Origin of the sequence: Rhizorhapis suberifaciens (genome assembly GCF_014200045.1) — a bacterium.
GTDB classification, from domain to species: domain Bacteria; phylum Pseudomonadota; class Alphaproteobacteria; order Sphingomonadales; family Sphingomonadaceae; genus Rhizorhapis; species Rhizorhapis suberifaciens.
Genome location: NZ_JACHOV010000005.1, coordinates 113,863 through 130,378, shown reverse-complemented (window position 1 = coordinate 130,378; position 16,516 = coordinate 113,863). Strand labels below are relative to the sequence as shown.

At 59.4% G+C, this 16,516-nt stretch carries 14 protein-coding genes and 1 tRNA gene; 8 read left to right on the top strand and 7 right to left on the bottom strand.

The genetic code is table 11. From position 1 onward, the window contains the following. Positions 1-2: 2 nt before the first annotated feature. Both HNQ99_RS07885 and HNQ99_RS07880 read left to right on the top strand, forming a co-directional pair. The gene (locus HNQ99_RS07885) at positions 3-1,412 is read left to right on the top strand and encodes an NAD(P)H-hydrate dehydratase (RefSeq protein WP_184475094.1); all 1,410 of its coding nucleotides are present in this window, start codon (positions 3-5) and stop codon (positions 1,410-1,412) included. Beyond that, entirely contained in the window at positions 1,409-2,614 is a 1,206-nt protein-coding gene (locus HNQ99_RS07880) for a class I SAM-dependent RNA methyltransferase (RefSeq protein WP_407692307.1), read from the top strand. Before HNQ99_RS07885 ends, HNQ99_RS07880 begins: the two co-directional genes overlap by 4 nt. A gap of 6 nt (positions 2,615-2,620) precedes the next feature. Here HNQ99_RS07880 and HNQ99_RS07875 read toward each other — a convergent pair whose 3' ends face one another. Beyond that, positions 2,621-3,850: an NAD(P)/FAD-dependent oxidoreductase gene (locus HNQ99_RS07875; RefSeq protein WP_184475092.1), complete on the bottom strand. Its 1,230-nt coding sequence runs from the start codon at positions 3,848-3,850 to the stop codon at positions 2,621-2,623. A 172-nt stretch (positions 3,851-4,022) separates the two neighbouring features. Here HNQ99_RS07875 and HNQ99_RS07870 point away from each other — a divergent pair. The 5 genes from HNQ99_RS07870 (at position 4,023) to HNQ99_RS07850 (ending at position 8,011) form a co-directional block, all read left to right on the top strand. Continuing rightward, positions 4,023-4,099, top strand: a tRNA-Met gene (locus HNQ99_RS07870). Positions 4,100-4,251: 152 nt separating this feature from the next. After that, the gene (locus HNQ99_RS07865) at positions 4,252-4,626 is read left to right on the top strand and encodes a Flp family type IVb pilin (protein WP_184475091.1); all 375 of its coding nucleotides are present in this window, start codon (positions 4,252-4,254) and stop codon (positions 4,624-4,626) included. 163 nt (positions 4,627-4,789) lie between these two features. After that, positions 4,790-5,527 (top strand): peptidase, encoded by a 738-nt coding sequence (locus HNQ99_RS07860; RefSeq protein WP_184475090.1) that lies wholly within the window; start codon positions 4,790-4,792, stop codon positions 5,525-5,527. Between the two features lie 119 nt (positions 5,528-5,646). Then, on the top strand, positions 5,647-6,612 hold the full coding sequence (gene trxB / locus HNQ99_RS07855) for a thioredoxin-disulfide reductase (RefSeq protein ID WP_184475089.1): 966 nt from the start codon (positions 5,647-5,649) through the stop codon (positions 6,610-6,612). Between the two features lie 97 nt (positions 6,613-6,709). Then, a complete protein-coding gene (locus HNQ99_RS07850) occupies positions 6,710-8,011 on the top strand; it encodes an MFS transporter (protein ID WP_246414791.1) in 1,302 nt (433 codons plus the stop codon). Positions 8,012-8,014: 3 nt separating this feature from the next. On the opposite strand, the gene HNQ99_RS07845 is transcribed toward HNQ99_RS07850, so the two are convergent. Both HNQ99_RS07845 and HNQ99_RS07840 read right to left on the bottom strand, forming a co-directional pair. Continuing rightward, positions 8,015-8,203, bottom strand: a complete 189-nt coding sequence (locus HNQ99_RS07845; protein WP_184475088.1) for a hypothetical protein — start codon at positions 8,201-8,203, stop codon at positions 8,015-8,017. Between the two features lie 148 nt (positions 8,204-8,351). After that, positions 8,352-10,031, bottom strand: a complete 1,680-nt coding sequence (locus tag HNQ99_RS07840) for a type I secretion system permease/ATPase (protein ID WP_184475087.1) — start codon at positions 10,029-10,031, stop codon at positions 8,352-8,354. 144 nt (positions 10,032-10,175) lie between these two features. On the opposite strand from HNQ99_RS07840, the gene HNQ99_RS07835 reads away from it, so the two are divergent. Next, complete coding sequence (locus tag HNQ99_RS07835; RefSeq protein WP_184475086.1) at positions 10,176-11,645, top strand: oligosaccharide flippase family protein; 1,470 nt, start codon at positions 10,176-10,178, stop codon at positions 11,643-11,645. Between the two features lie 8 nt (positions 11,646-11,653). Here the strand turns inward: HNQ99_RS07835 and HNQ99_RS07830 are convergent, their stop codons facing one another. Genes HNQ99_RS07830 through HNQ99_RS07815 form a run of 4 tightly spaced genes read right to left on the bottom strand, consistent with a single transcriptional unit; the run spans position 11,654 to position 16,361 of the window. Beyond that, a complete protein-coding gene (locus HNQ99_RS07830) occupies positions 11,654-12,862 on the bottom strand; it encodes an ABC transporter permease (RefSeq protein ID WP_184475085.1) in 1,209 nt (402 codons plus the stop codon). Between the two features lie 37 nt (positions 12,863-12,899). Beyond that, the gene (locus tag HNQ99_RS07825) at positions 12,900-13,604 is read right to left on the bottom strand and encodes an ABC transporter ATP-binding protein (protein ID WP_221232623.1); all 705 of its coding nucleotides are present in this window, start codon (positions 13,602-13,604) and stop codon (positions 12,900-12,902) included. A 7-nt stretch (positions 13,605-13,611) separates the two neighbouring features. Beyond that, positions 13,612-14,970 carry an efflux RND transporter periplasmic adaptor subunit gene (locus HNQ99_RS07820; protein ID WP_184475083.1) on the bottom strand — a complete coding sequence of 453 codons (1,359 nt, stop codon included), beginning with the start codon at positions 14,968-14,970 and terminating at the stop codon, positions 13,612-13,614. Further along, complete coding sequence (locus tag HNQ99_RS07815) at positions 14,967-16,361, bottom strand: efflux transporter outer membrane subunit (protein ID WP_184475082.1); 1,395 nt, start codon at positions 16,359-16,361, stop codon at positions 14,967-14,969. The genes HNQ99_RS07820 and HNQ99_RS07815 overlap by 4 nt, the downstream gene beginning before the upstream one ends. Between the last annotated feature and the right edge of the window lie 155 nt (positions 16,362-16,516).

The window sequence follows — 16,516 nt, the reverse complement described above, 5'->3', positions numbered from 1 at the left end:
CGATGAGGCTGGGCGCGCCCATCCTGACGGCGGCCGAGATGCGCAAGGCTGAGCAGCGCCTGTTCGCAAGCGGCATAGCTGAATATGACGTAATGGAGCGCGCCGGGGCGGCCTGCGCCGAATATATCTGGCGAGTTGGCGGCCATCGAAGCACGCTTATCTTATGCGGGCCTGGCAATAATGGCGGAGATGGCTTTGTTATTGCACGTATTTTGAAGGATCGCGGGGTTCCGGTGCGGGTTGCCGCGACCGGAGAGAGCGCGACGGCTTCCGCCAGCCGGGCAAGGGAAGCTTGGAACGGCCCTGTCGATGATCTGGCCACCGCAAAGCCTGCTCTTCAGGTCGTGGACGCTCTATTTGGAACTGGCCTGAAGCGGCGTCTGGATGCCCGGTTGTCGGGATCATTGGCCGAGCTTGTCAGCAAGGCAAAGCACAGTTTTGCCATCGATCTTCCAAGCGGAATGGATAGCGACACAGGGGCATGCCTGTCGCCCGTCCCGCTATTCGATCTCTGCATCGCTCTAGGCAGCTACAAACGCTCACACTTCCTGCAGCCGGGGGCCAGCCGTTTCCGCAGTCTCGTCTGCGCTGACATCGGCATCGACGCATCAGGTGGAGTACTCTACCTGTTGGAAAAGCCACGCCTCGAAGGTCCTGCCGCAACCGCTCACAAATATAGCCGTGGTTTGGCGGCGATCGTCGGCGGCCATATGCCCGGCGCCAGCACGCTCGCCGCTGAAGCTGCAGCCAGGGCAGGTGCGGGCTACTTAAAATATCTGAGCAAGTCGACCCCTGCTTGTCTCGCCACCCAGGCAATCGTCCAGTTGGACGCTCCCGATCATTATGCCGTTCGGGACATTCTGGCTGACGAACGTATCGCCGCCGTGCTTGCTGGACCAGGTCTCGGTCGCGACGAGGAAGCCTGGGCAAGATTGGAGTCGGCGCTGAACAGCGGTCATCCGCTGGTGCTTGACGCCGACGCGCTCATCCTTCTTGCAGATCGCGGGATGGATCGGGTGACCGAGCTACCGCATCGCCCGATTCTCACTCCGCACGAAGGAGAGTTCGTGCGCCTCTTCGGCAAGCTGAAGGGGAGCAAGGTCGAACGCGCGCGGCAGGCTGCGCTGAAGGCAAAGGCCGTTGTCGTTTACAAGGGTCCCGACACGGTTATCGCCGCGCCCGACGGGCAGGCATGGATAGCACCGGCATCATCGCACTGGCTTTCCACTGCGGGCACAGGTGATGTCCTGGCCGGTCTTTGCGCCGCCCAACTTGCTGTGACAAGGGACCCCGTTGCCGCCGCCTGCAATGCAGCCTGGCTTCTGTCGGACGCTGCACGTCGCGCCAAGCCGGCCTTTGTTGCGGATGACTTGATCGCACACGTGACGGCTGCCGTGGCTGCTTGCTTGTGATCGACGCCGACGAAATCATTCGCATCGCCGCCAAAGGCGATGGCGTCACAGCCGACGGACGACATGTGCCCCTGAGCGCGCCCGGTGACCGTCTGAACTCTAGCGGCGGCCTCATTTTGGGTCCGCACCATGCAGAGCCGCCCTGCATGCATTTTCCTCTATGTGGAGGATGCCAACTCCAGCATCTGGATGAGGAGAGCCTGACTGCCTATGTCCGTGACCGCGTGGCTGGCGCACTGGCGGGACAAGGCGTTACGGCAGAGCATATATCGCCGGCTTATGTATCTCCGCCCAAGAGCCGCCGCCGTACCGCTCTGCGGGCCGCCCGGTTCGGAAAACCGCTGCATCTCGGTTTTTCCAGCGAAAACAGTCATCGCATCGTTGACATGATGATGTGTGACATCCTCCATCCTTCGCTTTTTGGGCTGACGAAGCCGTTGCGGGCGCTGGTCCATGATTTGGTGGAGGACCGCCGCGCGGCCCATGTAAAGATGACGCTGACCGATCAGGGCGTCGACCTGCTGCTCGACAATGTAGGGGCGGACGACCTTGCGGCCGCTGAGCGTCTGACTGCCTTTGCGCAGGAGCACAGTCTCGCTCGCCTCAGCATAGACGAGGGATTTGGACCGCAGACGCGATGGGAGCCCGAGCCGGTGACGGTCAGCTTCGGTGGTGTAGCGGTGCCTATTCCGCCATTCGCTTTTCTACAAGCGACGCAAGACGGAGAGGATGCGCTGGTGGAGGCGGTGCGGCTTGCCGTTGCCGATGCAGCGACTATCGCCGACCTATTCAGCGGCCTTGGAACCTTTGCCCTTTCAATGGGGCAGGGGAAGGCAGTCTATGCGGCTGAAGCTGCACGGGATCTGGTGCTGTCCCTGAGGCACGCGGCCAATCGTACGCAAAGAAAGCTGGTTGCTGATCATCGCGATCTGTTTCGCAGGCCATTGATTCCCGCCGAACTCAACCGCTTTGAAGCAATCATCCTCGATCCGCCTCGCGCAGGCGCGCGCGAGCAGGTGCAGCAGCTCTCGCTGTCCAGCGTGCCGATTATCGCTTATGTCTCCTGTAATCCCGGAAGCTTCGCACGGGACGCCAAGCTGTTGATCGAGTCAGGCTATCGACTGGAAAATGTACAGCCCGTCGGACAATTTCGGTGGTCCACACATGTCGAACTGGTGGGGATTTTCAAAGGCCGAGCATAACAGGGTTCATGCTAATCCAACCTCTTTGAGTGGGATGGATGGATCAGCCAGTTGCGCCTGATCCAGTGCCGCGCCCGACAATATATGGGCACGGCCCTGGACATAATCCTTGGTGGCATTGACACAATCGAGCGCGATCATCTTGCCGTGCTTCAGGTAAATGACGGAAAAGCTACGATTCGCCGTATCTCCCCGCACGATCACCTTGTCATGGCCGCTAGCGAGGCCAACGGTTTGCAGGCGCAGGTCATATTGGTTGGACCAGAACCAGGGCACCGCGTCATATTCTGTTGACTGCCCCAAAATGTCGGAGACAGCCACCTTCGCCTGGTCATTGGCGTTCTGGACCGATTCCAGGCGGATTTGCGCGCCGCCCGCAAATCTGTTGGCATGGGCCGCACAGTCCCCCACGGCATAGATGTCGGGCAGGCTGGTTCGGCAAAAGGCATCGACATCCACCCCATTGCCACCGCTGGCGCCCGCGGCCAAAAGCGGCGCGGTTTCGGGGATGATGCCGATGCCGACGATGACCATGTCGGTCGCGATCCGCTCTCCATTTGCAAGCAGCACCGCAGACACATTGCCATTGTCACTTTCCAGCGCTTCGACCATTGCACCAGTGCGCAGGTCAACGCCGTGAGCACGGTGATCTTCCTCATAGAATCGCGACAGCGGTTCGCCGGCCACGCGGGCGAGGACGCGATCCAGTGCTTCCAACACGGTCACCTTCTTGCCGAGCTTGGTGAGGACCGCAGCGGCCTCCAGCCCGATATAGCCGCCGCCGATGACCGCTACATGCCCTATTTCAGGGAGAATTTTCATGATGGCATCGACGTCGTCGCGGCGGCGGACAGCGAATATCCTTTGACTATCGGAGCCGGGGCAGGACAGCAGGCGCGGCGTGCCGCCCGCGGCCCAGATGAGCTTGCCATAGCCCACTTCGCTGTCGTCTGAGAGAATGACCTTGTGTGCCTGCGGTTCGACCTTCACAACCCGCTTGCCGAGCAGCATGTCCACCTTGCGTTCGGCCCAGAAGGTCTCCGGACGGATCAGAATTCGCTCGAACGGCTTTTCGCCCGCCATATATTCCTTGGACAGCGGAGGGCGTTCATAGGGTGGTTCTTTCTCGTCACCAAGCAGGCCAATGGTGCCTTCGAACTTCATCTGCCGCAGCATCAGCGCCGCCTGAGCGCCTGCGTGGCCTGCGCCAATGATCAGCACGTCATAATTGGACATATCTTTCCCGCCGTTACTACGTTTTCTGCTGCGTTCTTTAGTTTCCTGCGCTGCTTGACGATCTTTTTTGGGCTAGGCAAGCCCATCTTGCACAGAAATTGCTGCCTGATATGGTTGACCGGTGCCTGGCGGCTGCGTATAGGCCGCGCACTGCCGCACGAACAGGCGATGTGGCGGAGTAGCTCAGCAGGTTAGAGCAGCGGAATCATAATCCGCGTGTCGGGGGTTCGAGTCCCTCCTCCGCTACCACCAAAAGAATGAGTCGCGCGGGGGCCATGAGTCTCGCAAGGGGTGATGCGCCAACGGCGCCCAAAATTGGTGGTTAATGAAAAGTGGATTTCGTTGACAGAAACCGCGCGTAAGAGCATTTTTGCTTAGGCTTCGGCCAGCGGGAGGGATTAATGATATTGGCCTGGTTGCGATCATTCGCAAGGGACCGGTCGGGAGCCAGTGCTGCCGAATATGCGCTGTTGCTCGGCGTGATCGGTACTGGCCTTGTCCTTGCCTCGTTCAATCTGGGCCAGGCAATTGCCAGCAGCCTTGAAAGATCGGCCAGCCTTTTCGCCTCAATTGAGCCGTCCGAAGGCCAGCCCGCTTTTGCAGCAGCTGCTCCAACAGCGCCTGAAGCCGACGCGGGGGAAAGCTCACAGCCATCCAATTCAGTGCCCGGAAAAGCTGCCGCCGCCGCTGCCAAAAGCAACCCGCATAATGATAGCGGTTCTGATAATGGCAATTCCAAGAGCGCGAACAATAATGGCAAGGGTTCGGGAAAATAGTTTGCACCCCTTGTTATTGCGGCGCGCCTGGGCCTTTGAGATGCGGTTCCTTCAAGGCCGCGGGTGAGATCTTCATTGACGCGGACGTTTGGATCGCGCACCCCAGCCCCAACGAGGCCGAACAGGCCCGGCAGCAATAACAACGACACGAGGCGAGAGGAAAATGACCTACTGCGTGGCGGTAAGAGTGGATGCGGGCATTGTGATGCTTGCGGACACCCGAACCAATGCGGGTATGGACAATATCTCGCGCTTTCGGAAGCTGTTTACGTATGAAGTGCCTGGCGAGCGCGCCATCGGCATATTGATGTCGGGTAATTTGTCGATCACTCAGGGGGTCCAGTCGATATTGGCGCGGGGCATCCAGAAAGCCGCTGACGACCCCAATGTCGAAACCATCCTTAATTGTGACAGTATGTTCCGCGTCGCTCAGCTTACAGGCGAGGCGATGGCCTCAATGCAGGGCAAGTATCGCCATACAATCGAATTGCAAGGATCGGCCGCGGACGCCACGATCATGGTGTGCGGTCAGCGCAAGGGCGGCAGGCCGCGGCTATATCTTATGTACAGCGCCGGCAATTTCATCGAGGCGACGGTAGACACGCCCTATTTCCAGATTGGCGAGCATAAATATGGCAAGCCTATCCTCGATCGCGTGATCAGCCCCGGCTCCTCGATCGAAGAGTGCGTCAAGGCAGTGTGCGTGTCGATGGATTCGACGCTGCGGTCGAACCTTTCCGTCGGCATGCCTCTGGACCTTGCGATCATTGAACGAGATACCTTCGATTTCCGCACGCGCACACGGATCGAGGCGGACGATCCGCAGTTCGGCGCAATTTCGCAGAGCTGGGCAGCAGCCTTGCGGAAAGGGTTCGAGGATCTGCCGTCCGTCATGGATTAAAGGCGGCTGCTTCCAGTCGGCAAAGAAACTCTATGTTCGCGCCGCTTGCGCAGGACCCGCGCCAATCACTATCTCCCGCATCTGAGCGAATCGACAGAGCAACAATCGGAAAGCTGCCCATGACATCCACCCATTCCACCCGCATGCTGATCCTTGGTTCCGGCCCTGCGGGGCTTAGCGCGGCCATTTATGGGGCGCGGGCGGGGCTTGCGCCGATCGTGGTTCAGGGTCTGCAACCGGGCGGACAGCTGACGATCACGACGGATGTGGAAAATTATCCCGGCTTCCGTGATGTGATTCAGGGGCCTTGGCTGATGGAAGAGATGCAGGCCCAGGCGGAACATGTCGGCGCCCGCATGATGTACGATCAAATCGTCGAGGTGGACCTTTCGAAGCGGCCGTTTCGCTTGATCGGTGACGGAGGAGTGGAATATTATGGCGATACGCTGGTGATCGCCACGGGCGCTCAAGCCAAGTGGCTTGGTCTGGAAAGCGAGATTTTGCTGCAGGGGAAGGGTGTTTCCGCCTGTGCCACGTGCGACGGCTTTTTCTATCGTGGCAAGAAGGTCGTGGTGATCGGTGGCGGCAATACCGCGGTCGAGGAGGCGCTGTACCTCACCAATCACAGTCACGACGTGACGCTGATCCATCGGCGTGACAGTTTTCGCGCGGAAAAAATCCTGCAGGATCGGCTGTTTGCACACCCCAATATCAAGGTGTTGTGGAACAAGAGCGTGGAGCGTTTCGTCGGCGGCGGGACTCCTGAGGGACTGGTGGGCGTGGACCTGCTGGACACAGTGACGGGCGAGAAGTCGCATGTCACGGCGGATGGCGCTTTTGTGGCCATCGGGCACAAGCCCGCTACCGAACTATTTGAAGGCATCTTGCCGCTCGATGAAGGCTATCTTCTGGTCGAAAAAGGCACGTCCCGCACCAGTATTCCTGGTGTCTTCGCGGCAGGCGACGTGACGGACAAGATCTACCGGCAGGCGGTGACGGCCGCAGGCATGGGGTGTATGGCGGCGCTGGATGCCGAACGTTTCCTAGCGGAGGCGGATTTTGAGATGGTGGCTGCCGCCGAATAAGCGGCTGAGTTCTGGAGGATTTTGCCAAATCGGTTTTCGTCCCCGTCTTTACAGTCGTATCCCTAGGGCTGATAATCCCGTGACTTGAGGAACGGTTATGTCCGCACCTGACCTGTCACTGCTTGCCAAGCGCCGATTCGGGCCGGTGTTCGTGGTGATGTTCCTGGGTGCGTTCAACGATAATCTTTTCAAATTCTCCCTTTTGTTCCTCGCCAATTTCAGCCTCTATGTGAACCATCCCGGCAAGGGGGAGATATTGGCGACGGTGGCGACCGGCCTGTTCATCCTACCTTTTTTTCTTTTTTCAGCCCTGGCGGGACAATGTGCCGACGCTTGGGACAAAATGAAATTGATGCGCGTGGTGAAGGGCGCAGAAGTGGTCATCATGGGCCTTGGCCTCGCTGGCTTCTGGATAGCATCCATTCCCTTGTTATTGGGGGCGCTGTTCCTGCTCGGCGTCCATTCCGCTTTTTTCGGGCCGATCAAATATGCCATTTTGCCCCAGCATCTGCGGCCCCATGAGATCATGGGCGGTACAGGGCTCGTTGAGGCAGGGACTTTCGTCGCGGTTCTGAGCGGACAGCTATTGGCAGGGGTTGTCTCGCCGCAAGAAGCAGGGCTTGTAGCCTCAGGACTGGCAGTGACGGGTTTCCTGACAAGCCTGGCAGTGCCATCCGCGCCCGCCCTGGCCCCCGAACTTTGCATCAACCGGAATATTTTCCAAAGCACATGGCTGATTTTGAAGATCGCTCGCCATGGCCCAGGCGTTTGGCCATCGATCCTTGGGATCAGCTGGTTCTTTTCGGTTGGCGCGGTTCTGCTGGCTGAGCTTGCGCCTATGGTGCGCGGGACATTGGGGGCCAGTCAGCAAGTGGCGACATTGTTTCTGCTGATCTTTTCCGTCAGTGTGGCTATCGGCTCCATGCTGGTGAATCGCCTGTTGCAGGGGGAAGTTTCGGCCCGATATGTGCCGGTAACGGCGCTGGCGCTGGCAGCCCTGATGATCGACCTGTCTCTCGCGGCAAACGCTTTCGTCATTGAGGCGCCCGGCGCGTCCATTGCGGCCTTCATGGAAAGTACTGGGAGTTGGCGGATTGTCATCGACCTTGCGGGAATTGCAATCGCCGGGGGGATGTTCATCGTCCCCCTTTACGCGATACTGCAAACCCGCAGCCCCCCCGGAGAGCGGTCGCGGACAATTGCAGCCAATAATATCGTGAATGCGGCCATCGTCGTCCTGACCATAGTGGCAGCCACCGTCATGCTGGCCCTCGGTGCAAGCGTGACCGACGTGATCGCCGCCCTGGGCATCGCTACGCTGTTTGTCGCGGCGCTGGCCTGGTGGCTGCTTTCAGACGCGGCCATGTGGCCCGTCCTTCGTCGTCTGATCGGCTCTTGACGTTTAGCGAACGATGAGCAGCGCCATGCCGGAAACAAACCCCAGCAGCGACAAATAACCAACGCACATCGAGGCCATGTCCTCCAGCTTGGCTCGCGCGCTCCGACTTCCTGTAGCGGGGAAAGGAATGAGCTCGGCCATGCTCGCCTGCGGCTCTGATGTTTCGATATCTACCCTGGATAGCGCCGCCATGATCTCAATCCGATCTGAAGGTTGATGCGTGCTTTGCAGGATGCCGGGATGTGGTAAAGATTGGGTGAAGAAGTGGCTGCTCGTTCCACCATGACGGTCCATTATGGACGGTTCTTTTTAGGTAAGTCGTATGGCTTATGGGGGCAGATCACCTCTCCAATTCTTCGAGCACCCTATGCTTTGGCCCAAAGGATTTCATGCGACCTGCCTCAAGATGCAGCATTTTATCCGCGGATCGTAATATCGACCTGCGGTGGGCGGCCAGGATGACGATCCCGCCGCGCTCGCGAACCCCGTCGACGGCAGCTGCGAGCGCTGCTTCACCCTCTGGATCAAGATTTGAATTGGGTTCGTCCAACAGAAGAAGAAAGGGATTGCCAAACAGAGCCCTCGCCAAGGCGATCCGCTGCCGTTGGCCCGCCGATAGGAAGGCTCCGTTGGGGCCCACGGTTGTCCCATAGCCCTGCGGCATGCGTTTCACCAGTTCGTGAACGCCGGCCATTTCAGCGGCCGATATAACATGATCCGATTTCGCTCCTTCCATGAAGCGCGCGATATTTTCCGCGATGCTGCCGTCGATCAGCTCTGCATTTTGCGGCAGATATCCTAAAGCGCGTCCACGCTGTTGTTCGGCATATTGGTCCAGCGCCGCACTATCCAACCGGACATGGCCGTGGGTGGGGGGCCATATGCCCGCCATGACCCGCAGCAGGGTCGATTTCCCCGATCCGCTTGGTCCGATAACGCCCAGAACATCGCCGGCGGCGAGGGTGAACGCTATGCCCGCGAGAGCCGGATTTGTCGCTCCAGGAGGAATGACCGCCAGATGTTGGACCTGCAATTGCCTGGAGGGCGTCGGCAGGTGGAGCGGAATGTGTTCCGGACTGAGCTCGGCCAGATGATGCTCCAGCCTTCGCCAGCTTTGCCGGGCAGCGGCAAGACTCCGCCAATTGCCTATGGCCTGTTCTACCGGCGCCAGGGCTCGCGAAGCCAGAATGGAACTGGCAAAGATGACTCCACCCGTCGCCTTGCCCTCTATGACCAGGATCGCGCCGACCGTCAGTACCAGAGATTGAAGGAGCATCCTTGCTATCTTGCTGATGCTTCCCATCGTTCCCGCCGTGTCGGCCAGCGACTGCTGCGCGCCCAGAAAGGCTTGGCTATAGCCGTTCCAGCGGCGCTGCATGTCCGGTCCCATGGCCATCGCCTTCAATATTTCGGCATGGCGGCGGCTGCTTTCGGCAAGGGCGAGACGCTGATTGGCGTTGTGCGTCAGCAGTTCGGTAGGCGCCCGGGTCAGGCGGTCGGTCGAATAGGTCAGGGCGAGCAAGGCAATTCCACCGAGAAGGACGGTCAGGCCCAGTGACCAATGCAGCAACGCCAGTACCAAGATGAAAAAGATCATCCATGGAAGATCGGCAATGGCCAGAAGTCCGCTGCTCGCCAGGAAATTCCGGACCTGGTCGAGGTCCCGGATGGGCTGCAGGCTTTCTCCCTTTCCTGGACGGTCGATTGCGAGTTGAGAGACGAGATCGAATATGTCCTGGCCCAAGTCCTGGTCTATTGTGGCGCCTACGCGACTTAAAAGGCGGGTGCGGATGATGTCGATGATCGTTTGGAAGGCATAGACCAGAATAACGATCAGGAGGAGGCCCCAGAGAGTCGGCAGGCTGCCCGCCGGAAGGACGACGTCATAGACCAGCATCATGTAGAGCGCACCGCCCAAAAGCAGGACGTTGAGGGCGGCGCTCAAAATGAAAATCGAGGTGAAGACCGATCTCGATTTTTTCAGAACGGTAGCGATGCGGGAGGGGTGTTGGGCAGGCATGCGGCCGATCCTTTGCAGAACCTCTTGTAATCCGGACGGGCGCCTGGTCCCGATATCAATTGGGTCCATTTCGGCAGGCAGCTTTATTTGCATCCACTTTTTGCGTAGGCGATGGAATGAAAATGGATCGGGAGCGCTTCAGGCTTGTCTGGTGAAAGGGAACCGCCCCGGCGGGGGACAAAGGCATTCCTGGCCGCATCGGGCGTTGCCCAGATTTGCGCCCTTGCGCGCTATACGGTGCTGGCGCGGATATTGGGTCCCGAGCAACTCGGCCTTGCGGCCATTCTCATCCTGACGGCGCAATTCTTCGACTCTGTGACGGACAGCGGCAGCGATCGTTTTCTGGTGCAGGACAGGGACGGCAATGATCGGGCGCTGTTGGGCCTTACGCACCTGGTATCGATAGGGCGGGGGATAGCGATCGCACTGGGGCTGATTATATTGTCTGGTCCGATTGCATCGCTCTCGGGCGCGCCACAGCTTGCGCCTGACATTGTCGTGCTCGCCATCGCGCCTTTGTTAATGGGGCTGGTCCACTGGGACTATCGCCGTCAGCAACGCGAAAGTGACTTCCGTGGCGAAGGGCGGATCGTTTTGGCAGCAGAGGTCGTCAGCCTGATCGTCACGACCGGAGCAGCGCTGGCGGTGAGGGATTTTACGGCCATTCTTTATGGCTTGATCGCCCGGTCGCTGGTGACCGTGCTCATGTCGCACCTGGTGGCGCGGCAACGTTATGCCGCCCGCTATGCCTCCGAATATGCCTCCCGGCTTACGCGATTTGCCTGGCCGCTGATGATCAATGGATTGCTGATTTTTATCGGGGGGCAGGGTGATCGCATCTTCATTTCCAACCAGTTGGGCGTAGCGGCGCTGGGGCATTATTCGGCGGTGATCCTGCTCATTTACTATCCCTCGGCGATGCTGATGCGGTTCATGACCACGATGTTCCTGCCGCGCATTTCCGACAGACGGGACGTTGCCGCCTGGAAGCGTGCTTATGCAGCGCTCGGCGGGCAAACGATGCTTGCCGGCCTGGCGATGCAATTTGGCTTTGTTCTCGTCGCGCCATTGGCTGTGCCCCTGCTTTATGGCGAGCAGTTTGCCGTGGCGTGGCTGGATATCGCGCTAATCGCCACGCTTCAAAGCGCGCGTTTTGTTCGAATGTGGCCGGTGACGGCGGCCATCGGGCTGGGCCGCAGCCATATTGTCATGATCGGCAATGCGGTGCGGATGATTGCCTTTCCTGCAGCATTTGCGGGGTTGATGTTGATAGATGGCATCGAAGGCATCGTCGCCGGCTTCGTCCTGGCCGAGCTTCTGGCCTTTGTCCTTGGGCTTGCAATGGCGAACCGGGCGCTCGAACATCCTTTTTTCCTGGGAGGAACAAGGCTGTTCTATTATGTAGCAGGTTCAGCGTTGCTGATTGCGTTCGTCTTGTTCCAGCAAACCGGCACATGGAGCGCGGCGGCCATGTGCGGAGCTCTATTGGTAATTTGGGCGTTTGGCGTGATGCGCGCCGAATGGAACATGGTGCAGGACATTCTGGCCCTTGTGGACCGCGCTACTGGTCATCGGCTGGTGCCGGCCTGGCTGTTGCACAGCGCGCGGGAGTAGGCCCCGCCCTATTCGTGTCTCAACGCGTCGATGGGATTAAGCGATGCGGCGCGCTGGGCAGGGAAAAAGCCGAATATAACGCCTATCGCCGCCGAAAAAATGAAGGCCAGCAAATTGATCTGCCAGTCAAAGGCGAACGGCACCTGGATCATCGGCGCTACCACCATGCTGGCAACGAGCGCGATCAATATGCCAAGCAGACCTCCAAGACAGGCAAGCACGACCGCTTCCACCAGGAACTGCAACAACACCTCTCTGGCAACAGCGCCGATAGCGAGGCGGATGCCGATTTCCCGTGTGCGCTCGGTCACCGATACAAGCATGATATTCATGATGCCGATACCGCCGACCAGCAGACTGACCGCCGCTACCGCTCCGAGCAGCGCGGTCAGGATCTTGGTCGTGCCCTGCAATGTATCGCTGATCTGCTTGGTATCGAAGATGTTGAAATCGTCCTGCTTGCCGCCCGTGATATGCCGCCTTTCCCGTAGAAGCTTTTCAATGGAGGTTTGGACGGCAGAGGTTTCATAGGCATCGTCGACGGCAACGGTGATGGACTCTACGTCCTGGTTGCCCTCAAAGCGACGTTGCGCCGTCTTGATCGGCATGATGACGACATCATCCTGATCATTGCCCATACCTCCCTGACCACGCGCAGAAAGAACTCCGATGACTTCGCAGCTTACATCCTTGATGCGGAAGCGTTCGCCTACGGGATCGCCATGGTTGAAAAGGTTCACGCGGACGGTGTTGCCGATGATGCAGACGGACTTGCCCGCCTGTTCCTCGGAGGGATTGAAGATTCGGCCAGCGACCAAATCCCATTTCTGCGCAGCGAAATAGGCCGAACTGGTGCCATTCACAGTCGTGGTCCAATTGGCAGCATTTCGTACAGCGACCGCAGAAGATTGGACCTGAGGCGCTACTGCTTTCACGCCAGCAATCTGCTGGGCGATGGCGGTGACATCGCCTGTTTTGAAATCAGGAGGCCGCGGTCCCCCACCGCCGCGCCCAAAACCCTGGCCGGGGCGGATCTGCAGGATGTTGGCGCCAAGGCTGCTGATCTGTTCCTGAACCGCTGCCGTGGCGCCGTTGCCAAGTGTTACCATCGTCACGACGGCCGAAACGCCGATGACGATGCCCAATATCGTGAGGAAGGATCGCAGGATGTGCCGGCGGATTTCGCGAATGGCGAGAACGATGGTCGTGCCTAGCATGAGGCCGCTTCTCCGGCCCGAGGGAATGGCGTCGCTATCATGCCGTCTTCACCCCGTTCTTGTGGTGCCGTTCCACCAGCCCATCGCGAAAATGAACAATGGTGTGAGCAAAGGCGGCCATCTCTTCTTCGTGCGTGACCATCAAAATGGTGATGCCGCTATTGCGATTGAGGTCAGTCAGAAGCTGCATGATCTCAATCGATCGTTCGGTATCCAGATTGCCGGTCGGCTCATCTGCAAGCAGCACATCGGGGCGAGTGACGATGGCGCGTGCGATAGCGACACGCTGCTGCTGTCCGCCGGAAAGTTCGGCAGGCGTGTGGTCCCACCAATCTTTCAGGCCCACCTTGTCCAAAGCGGCCATGCCAGCTTCATGCCGGGCCATCTTGCTTTCGCCGCGATAGAGCAGGGGTAGCTCAACATTTTCAAGCGCAGTGGTACGGGCCAACAGGTTGAAGCCCTGGAACACGAAGCCGAGATATTTGCGCCGCAGCAGCGCCCGTTGATCCCGGTCCAACCGTTCGACATGAACACCGCGAAAGGTGAAGCTGCCGCTGGTCGGCACGTCCAGGCAACCCAGAATGTTCATCGTTGTCGATTTGCCGGAGCCCGACGGTCCCATTACGGCGACGAAATCCCCTTGCTGGATGTCCATGTCCACGCCTTTCAGCGCCTGAAAAGCGGCAGGGCCTTCGCCAAAGCTTTTGGTCACGCCCCGCAGGGAAATGAGGGGAGGGTGCATCACGGCCTCACTTCTCTCCGCTGGCGAGCTGGCCTGTAACGACCTTCATACCTGGCTTCAGGTCCTTGCCAGTGACTTGGGACTGACTGCCGTTGGATTCGCCGACGCGCACCTGAATCGGCTGAGGCTGGCCATCTTCATCAAGGATGTAGATCGTCTGCTTGCTGCCGCGACCAATGGTGACTTCCTGATTGCCCCGATTGCGACGGCCGCGGGGCGGCATGAGCACACTGGTGACGCCGCTATTCTGGCGGCCCGCGCGAGCTGCCCTTTCAGGAGAAAAACGCAGCGCAGCGTTAGGCACCAGAAGGACATTATTCTCCTCGCGCGTGACGATTTCCGCCGTCGCGGTCATGCCGGGTCTAAGGTTCAGCTTTTCATTATTGACTGAAAGAACGGCGGTGTAGGCAACCACATTGCCGGTCGAGGCGCTGCTGGACGAAGAGGAGGATGAGGAGGAAGAGGCGCTTTCGCTGGAATTGGAGCCCACATTGACTCGTTCGATACGGGCCGGGAATGTCTGGCCGGGGAATGCGTCCACGGTAAAGGTAGCGCGCTGCCCAGCCTTAACTTCGCCCACATCTGCCTCATCCACATCCACGTCGAGTTCCATCTGCGAAAGATCTTCGGCGATGGTGAACAGGACGGGAGCGTTGAGAGAAGCCGCAACGGTTTGCCCCGGCTCAATATCGCGGGAAAGAACCACGCCGGTGACGGGCGAATAAATTCGGCCCTTGGTGAGATTGGTCAGTGCAGTGGCAAGTTGCGCCCGTGCCTGCAGAACCTGCGCCTGAGCGGAGCGCACGGCTGCAACTGCACGGCGGGAGTCGGCCCGGCCAGCATCCAATTCGGTCTTGGACGGGACTTTTCCGCCGGAAAGCTTATAGACCTGCTCCAGCCGTTCGAGATTGGACCTGGTCTGAGAAGCGGTAGCCTGAGATTCCCCTACGCCCGCCTCTGCGGCAGCCACCTCGGCCCGCGCCTGATTTACGGTGTCCACCAGGCGTGACGTATCGAGGGTGGCAAGGGGCTGTCCCTTCACCACCCGATCATTCACGTCGACATAAACATCGGTGATGAGACCCGACTGTTCAGATCCGACATCGACCTGATTGATCGGTTTCAGATTGCCGGTCGCGGAAACGGTGACAACCAGATTGCCGCGTTCCAGATCTTCGGTTGCATATTGCGCGGCATCGCGGCTCGCAAAGCAACGGCCCAGGAGAAGCACGAGGACCAGCAGCAATATACCGATGCCACCGCGAACTGCCCATTTCTTCCATGGCTGCTCTGGCTTCACGCCTAGGAATTCGTGGAGGTCGATGCCCTCCTGCGCGTCCGTTATGGTTCTGCTTTCGTCGTTCATTGCGTCGTTCCGTCCATCGTCTGCCAGCCGCCGCCCAGCGCGCTATAGAGCTGTACCAAGGCCAAGGCTTGATCGGCCTGGGCGCTGGCAAGGCCCTCGCGCGCGGAGAGCAGGGATTGCTCGGCAGTCAGTAAGGTTTGAAAGTCGGTAAGCCCAGCCTGATATTGGCTGCGGGCAAGAAGTGCGCTGTTTTGGGAAGCATCCAGCGCAATCGCAAACTGTTCGGTGCGTCCCCTTGCCGACTGTACGGCTGACAGGGCATTTTCGACATCTTCCAGAGCGCTGAGCACGCTTAGCTTGTATGTGGCGAACGCGCCTTCCGTCGCGGCGCGCTGCGCCCGGATTTCCGAAGCGCGCCGGCCTCCGTCAAAAATCACCTGCGCCACGTTGGCGAACAATCCGCCGGTGATGACGTCGGTCAACTTGCCCAGGGAAAGGGCGCTGGTGCCGACGTTGCCGCTGATCTGAAACGTAGGCAGCAATTGGGCCTTGGCGACGCCTATCCGCGCCGTTTCCGCCGCAAGCGTGCGCTCGGCGCTGCGGACATCGGGCCGCTGTCGAAGCGTGTCCCCCGGTATGCCCGTCACCAGGCCGGCTGGCGCTGTCGGGATTGGGCCACCCGCTTCGAGCATCGCGGTGGAAGCTCCTGGTGCTTGGCCGGTCAGCACGGCAATGCGGTTCAAAGCCCCACGATAGATCGCTTCCAGTGCCGGAATGCTGGCGGCCGTTTGCGCGCGTTGGGACCGGGCGCTTTCCTCATCCAGCGACGACACCAGACCAGCCTGAACTCTCCAGCCGGCGATGTTGAGGTTTTCCGTCTGGATGTCCAGAGTGTTGCGGGCGATGCCGAGTTGTTCCTGCGCCAATCGCGCCTGAATATAGTTGGTGGCGAGCTCTGCAATGATCGCGGTGCGGACGCTGGCAAGATTATAATAAGTCGCCTGGGCATCGGCTCGGGACGCCTCGACCAAGCGGCTGATCCCGCCGAAAAGGTCGATTTCCCATGCAGCGTCAGCAGCGAGGGTAAAGCGGCTGCTGTCCTTTGCATCGTTATCGAAATCACGGCCTGCACCTGCTGACGCATCGACGGTGGGCAGCCATTCGGCACGAGATTGCACCGTCGCTTCCCTGGCCTGACGCAAGCGCGCCTTGGCCTGGGCCACTTCCAGATTCGCTCCGATGGCCTTGTCGATCAAGGCATTGAGCGTTGGGTCATTCAGTTGCCTCCACCAGTTCGCAAGCTGGACATCGGTAATCGCTTCGCCCTGGTCCTGATAATATTGATCGGGCACTCCCAGTGCGGCCTCGTTCGGCGCTCGATAATCGGGTCCAGCAGCGCAGCCGCCCGTCACAACCGCAAGTCCCAAGGTCAGGAGAACTGTGTGACGCACGACTGGGTGACTCCGAAAGAGGTTAAACGAATTTTCGGCACGTCCCGCTTGCGTAGCGGCCCTTGCCTATCTAGTTCCTGCCCAAATCCACCTTTCACCACAATGAATTTAGTGTCGCAAAGTGTAACAAACCGGGCGGGCAAAGGGAGTATCGG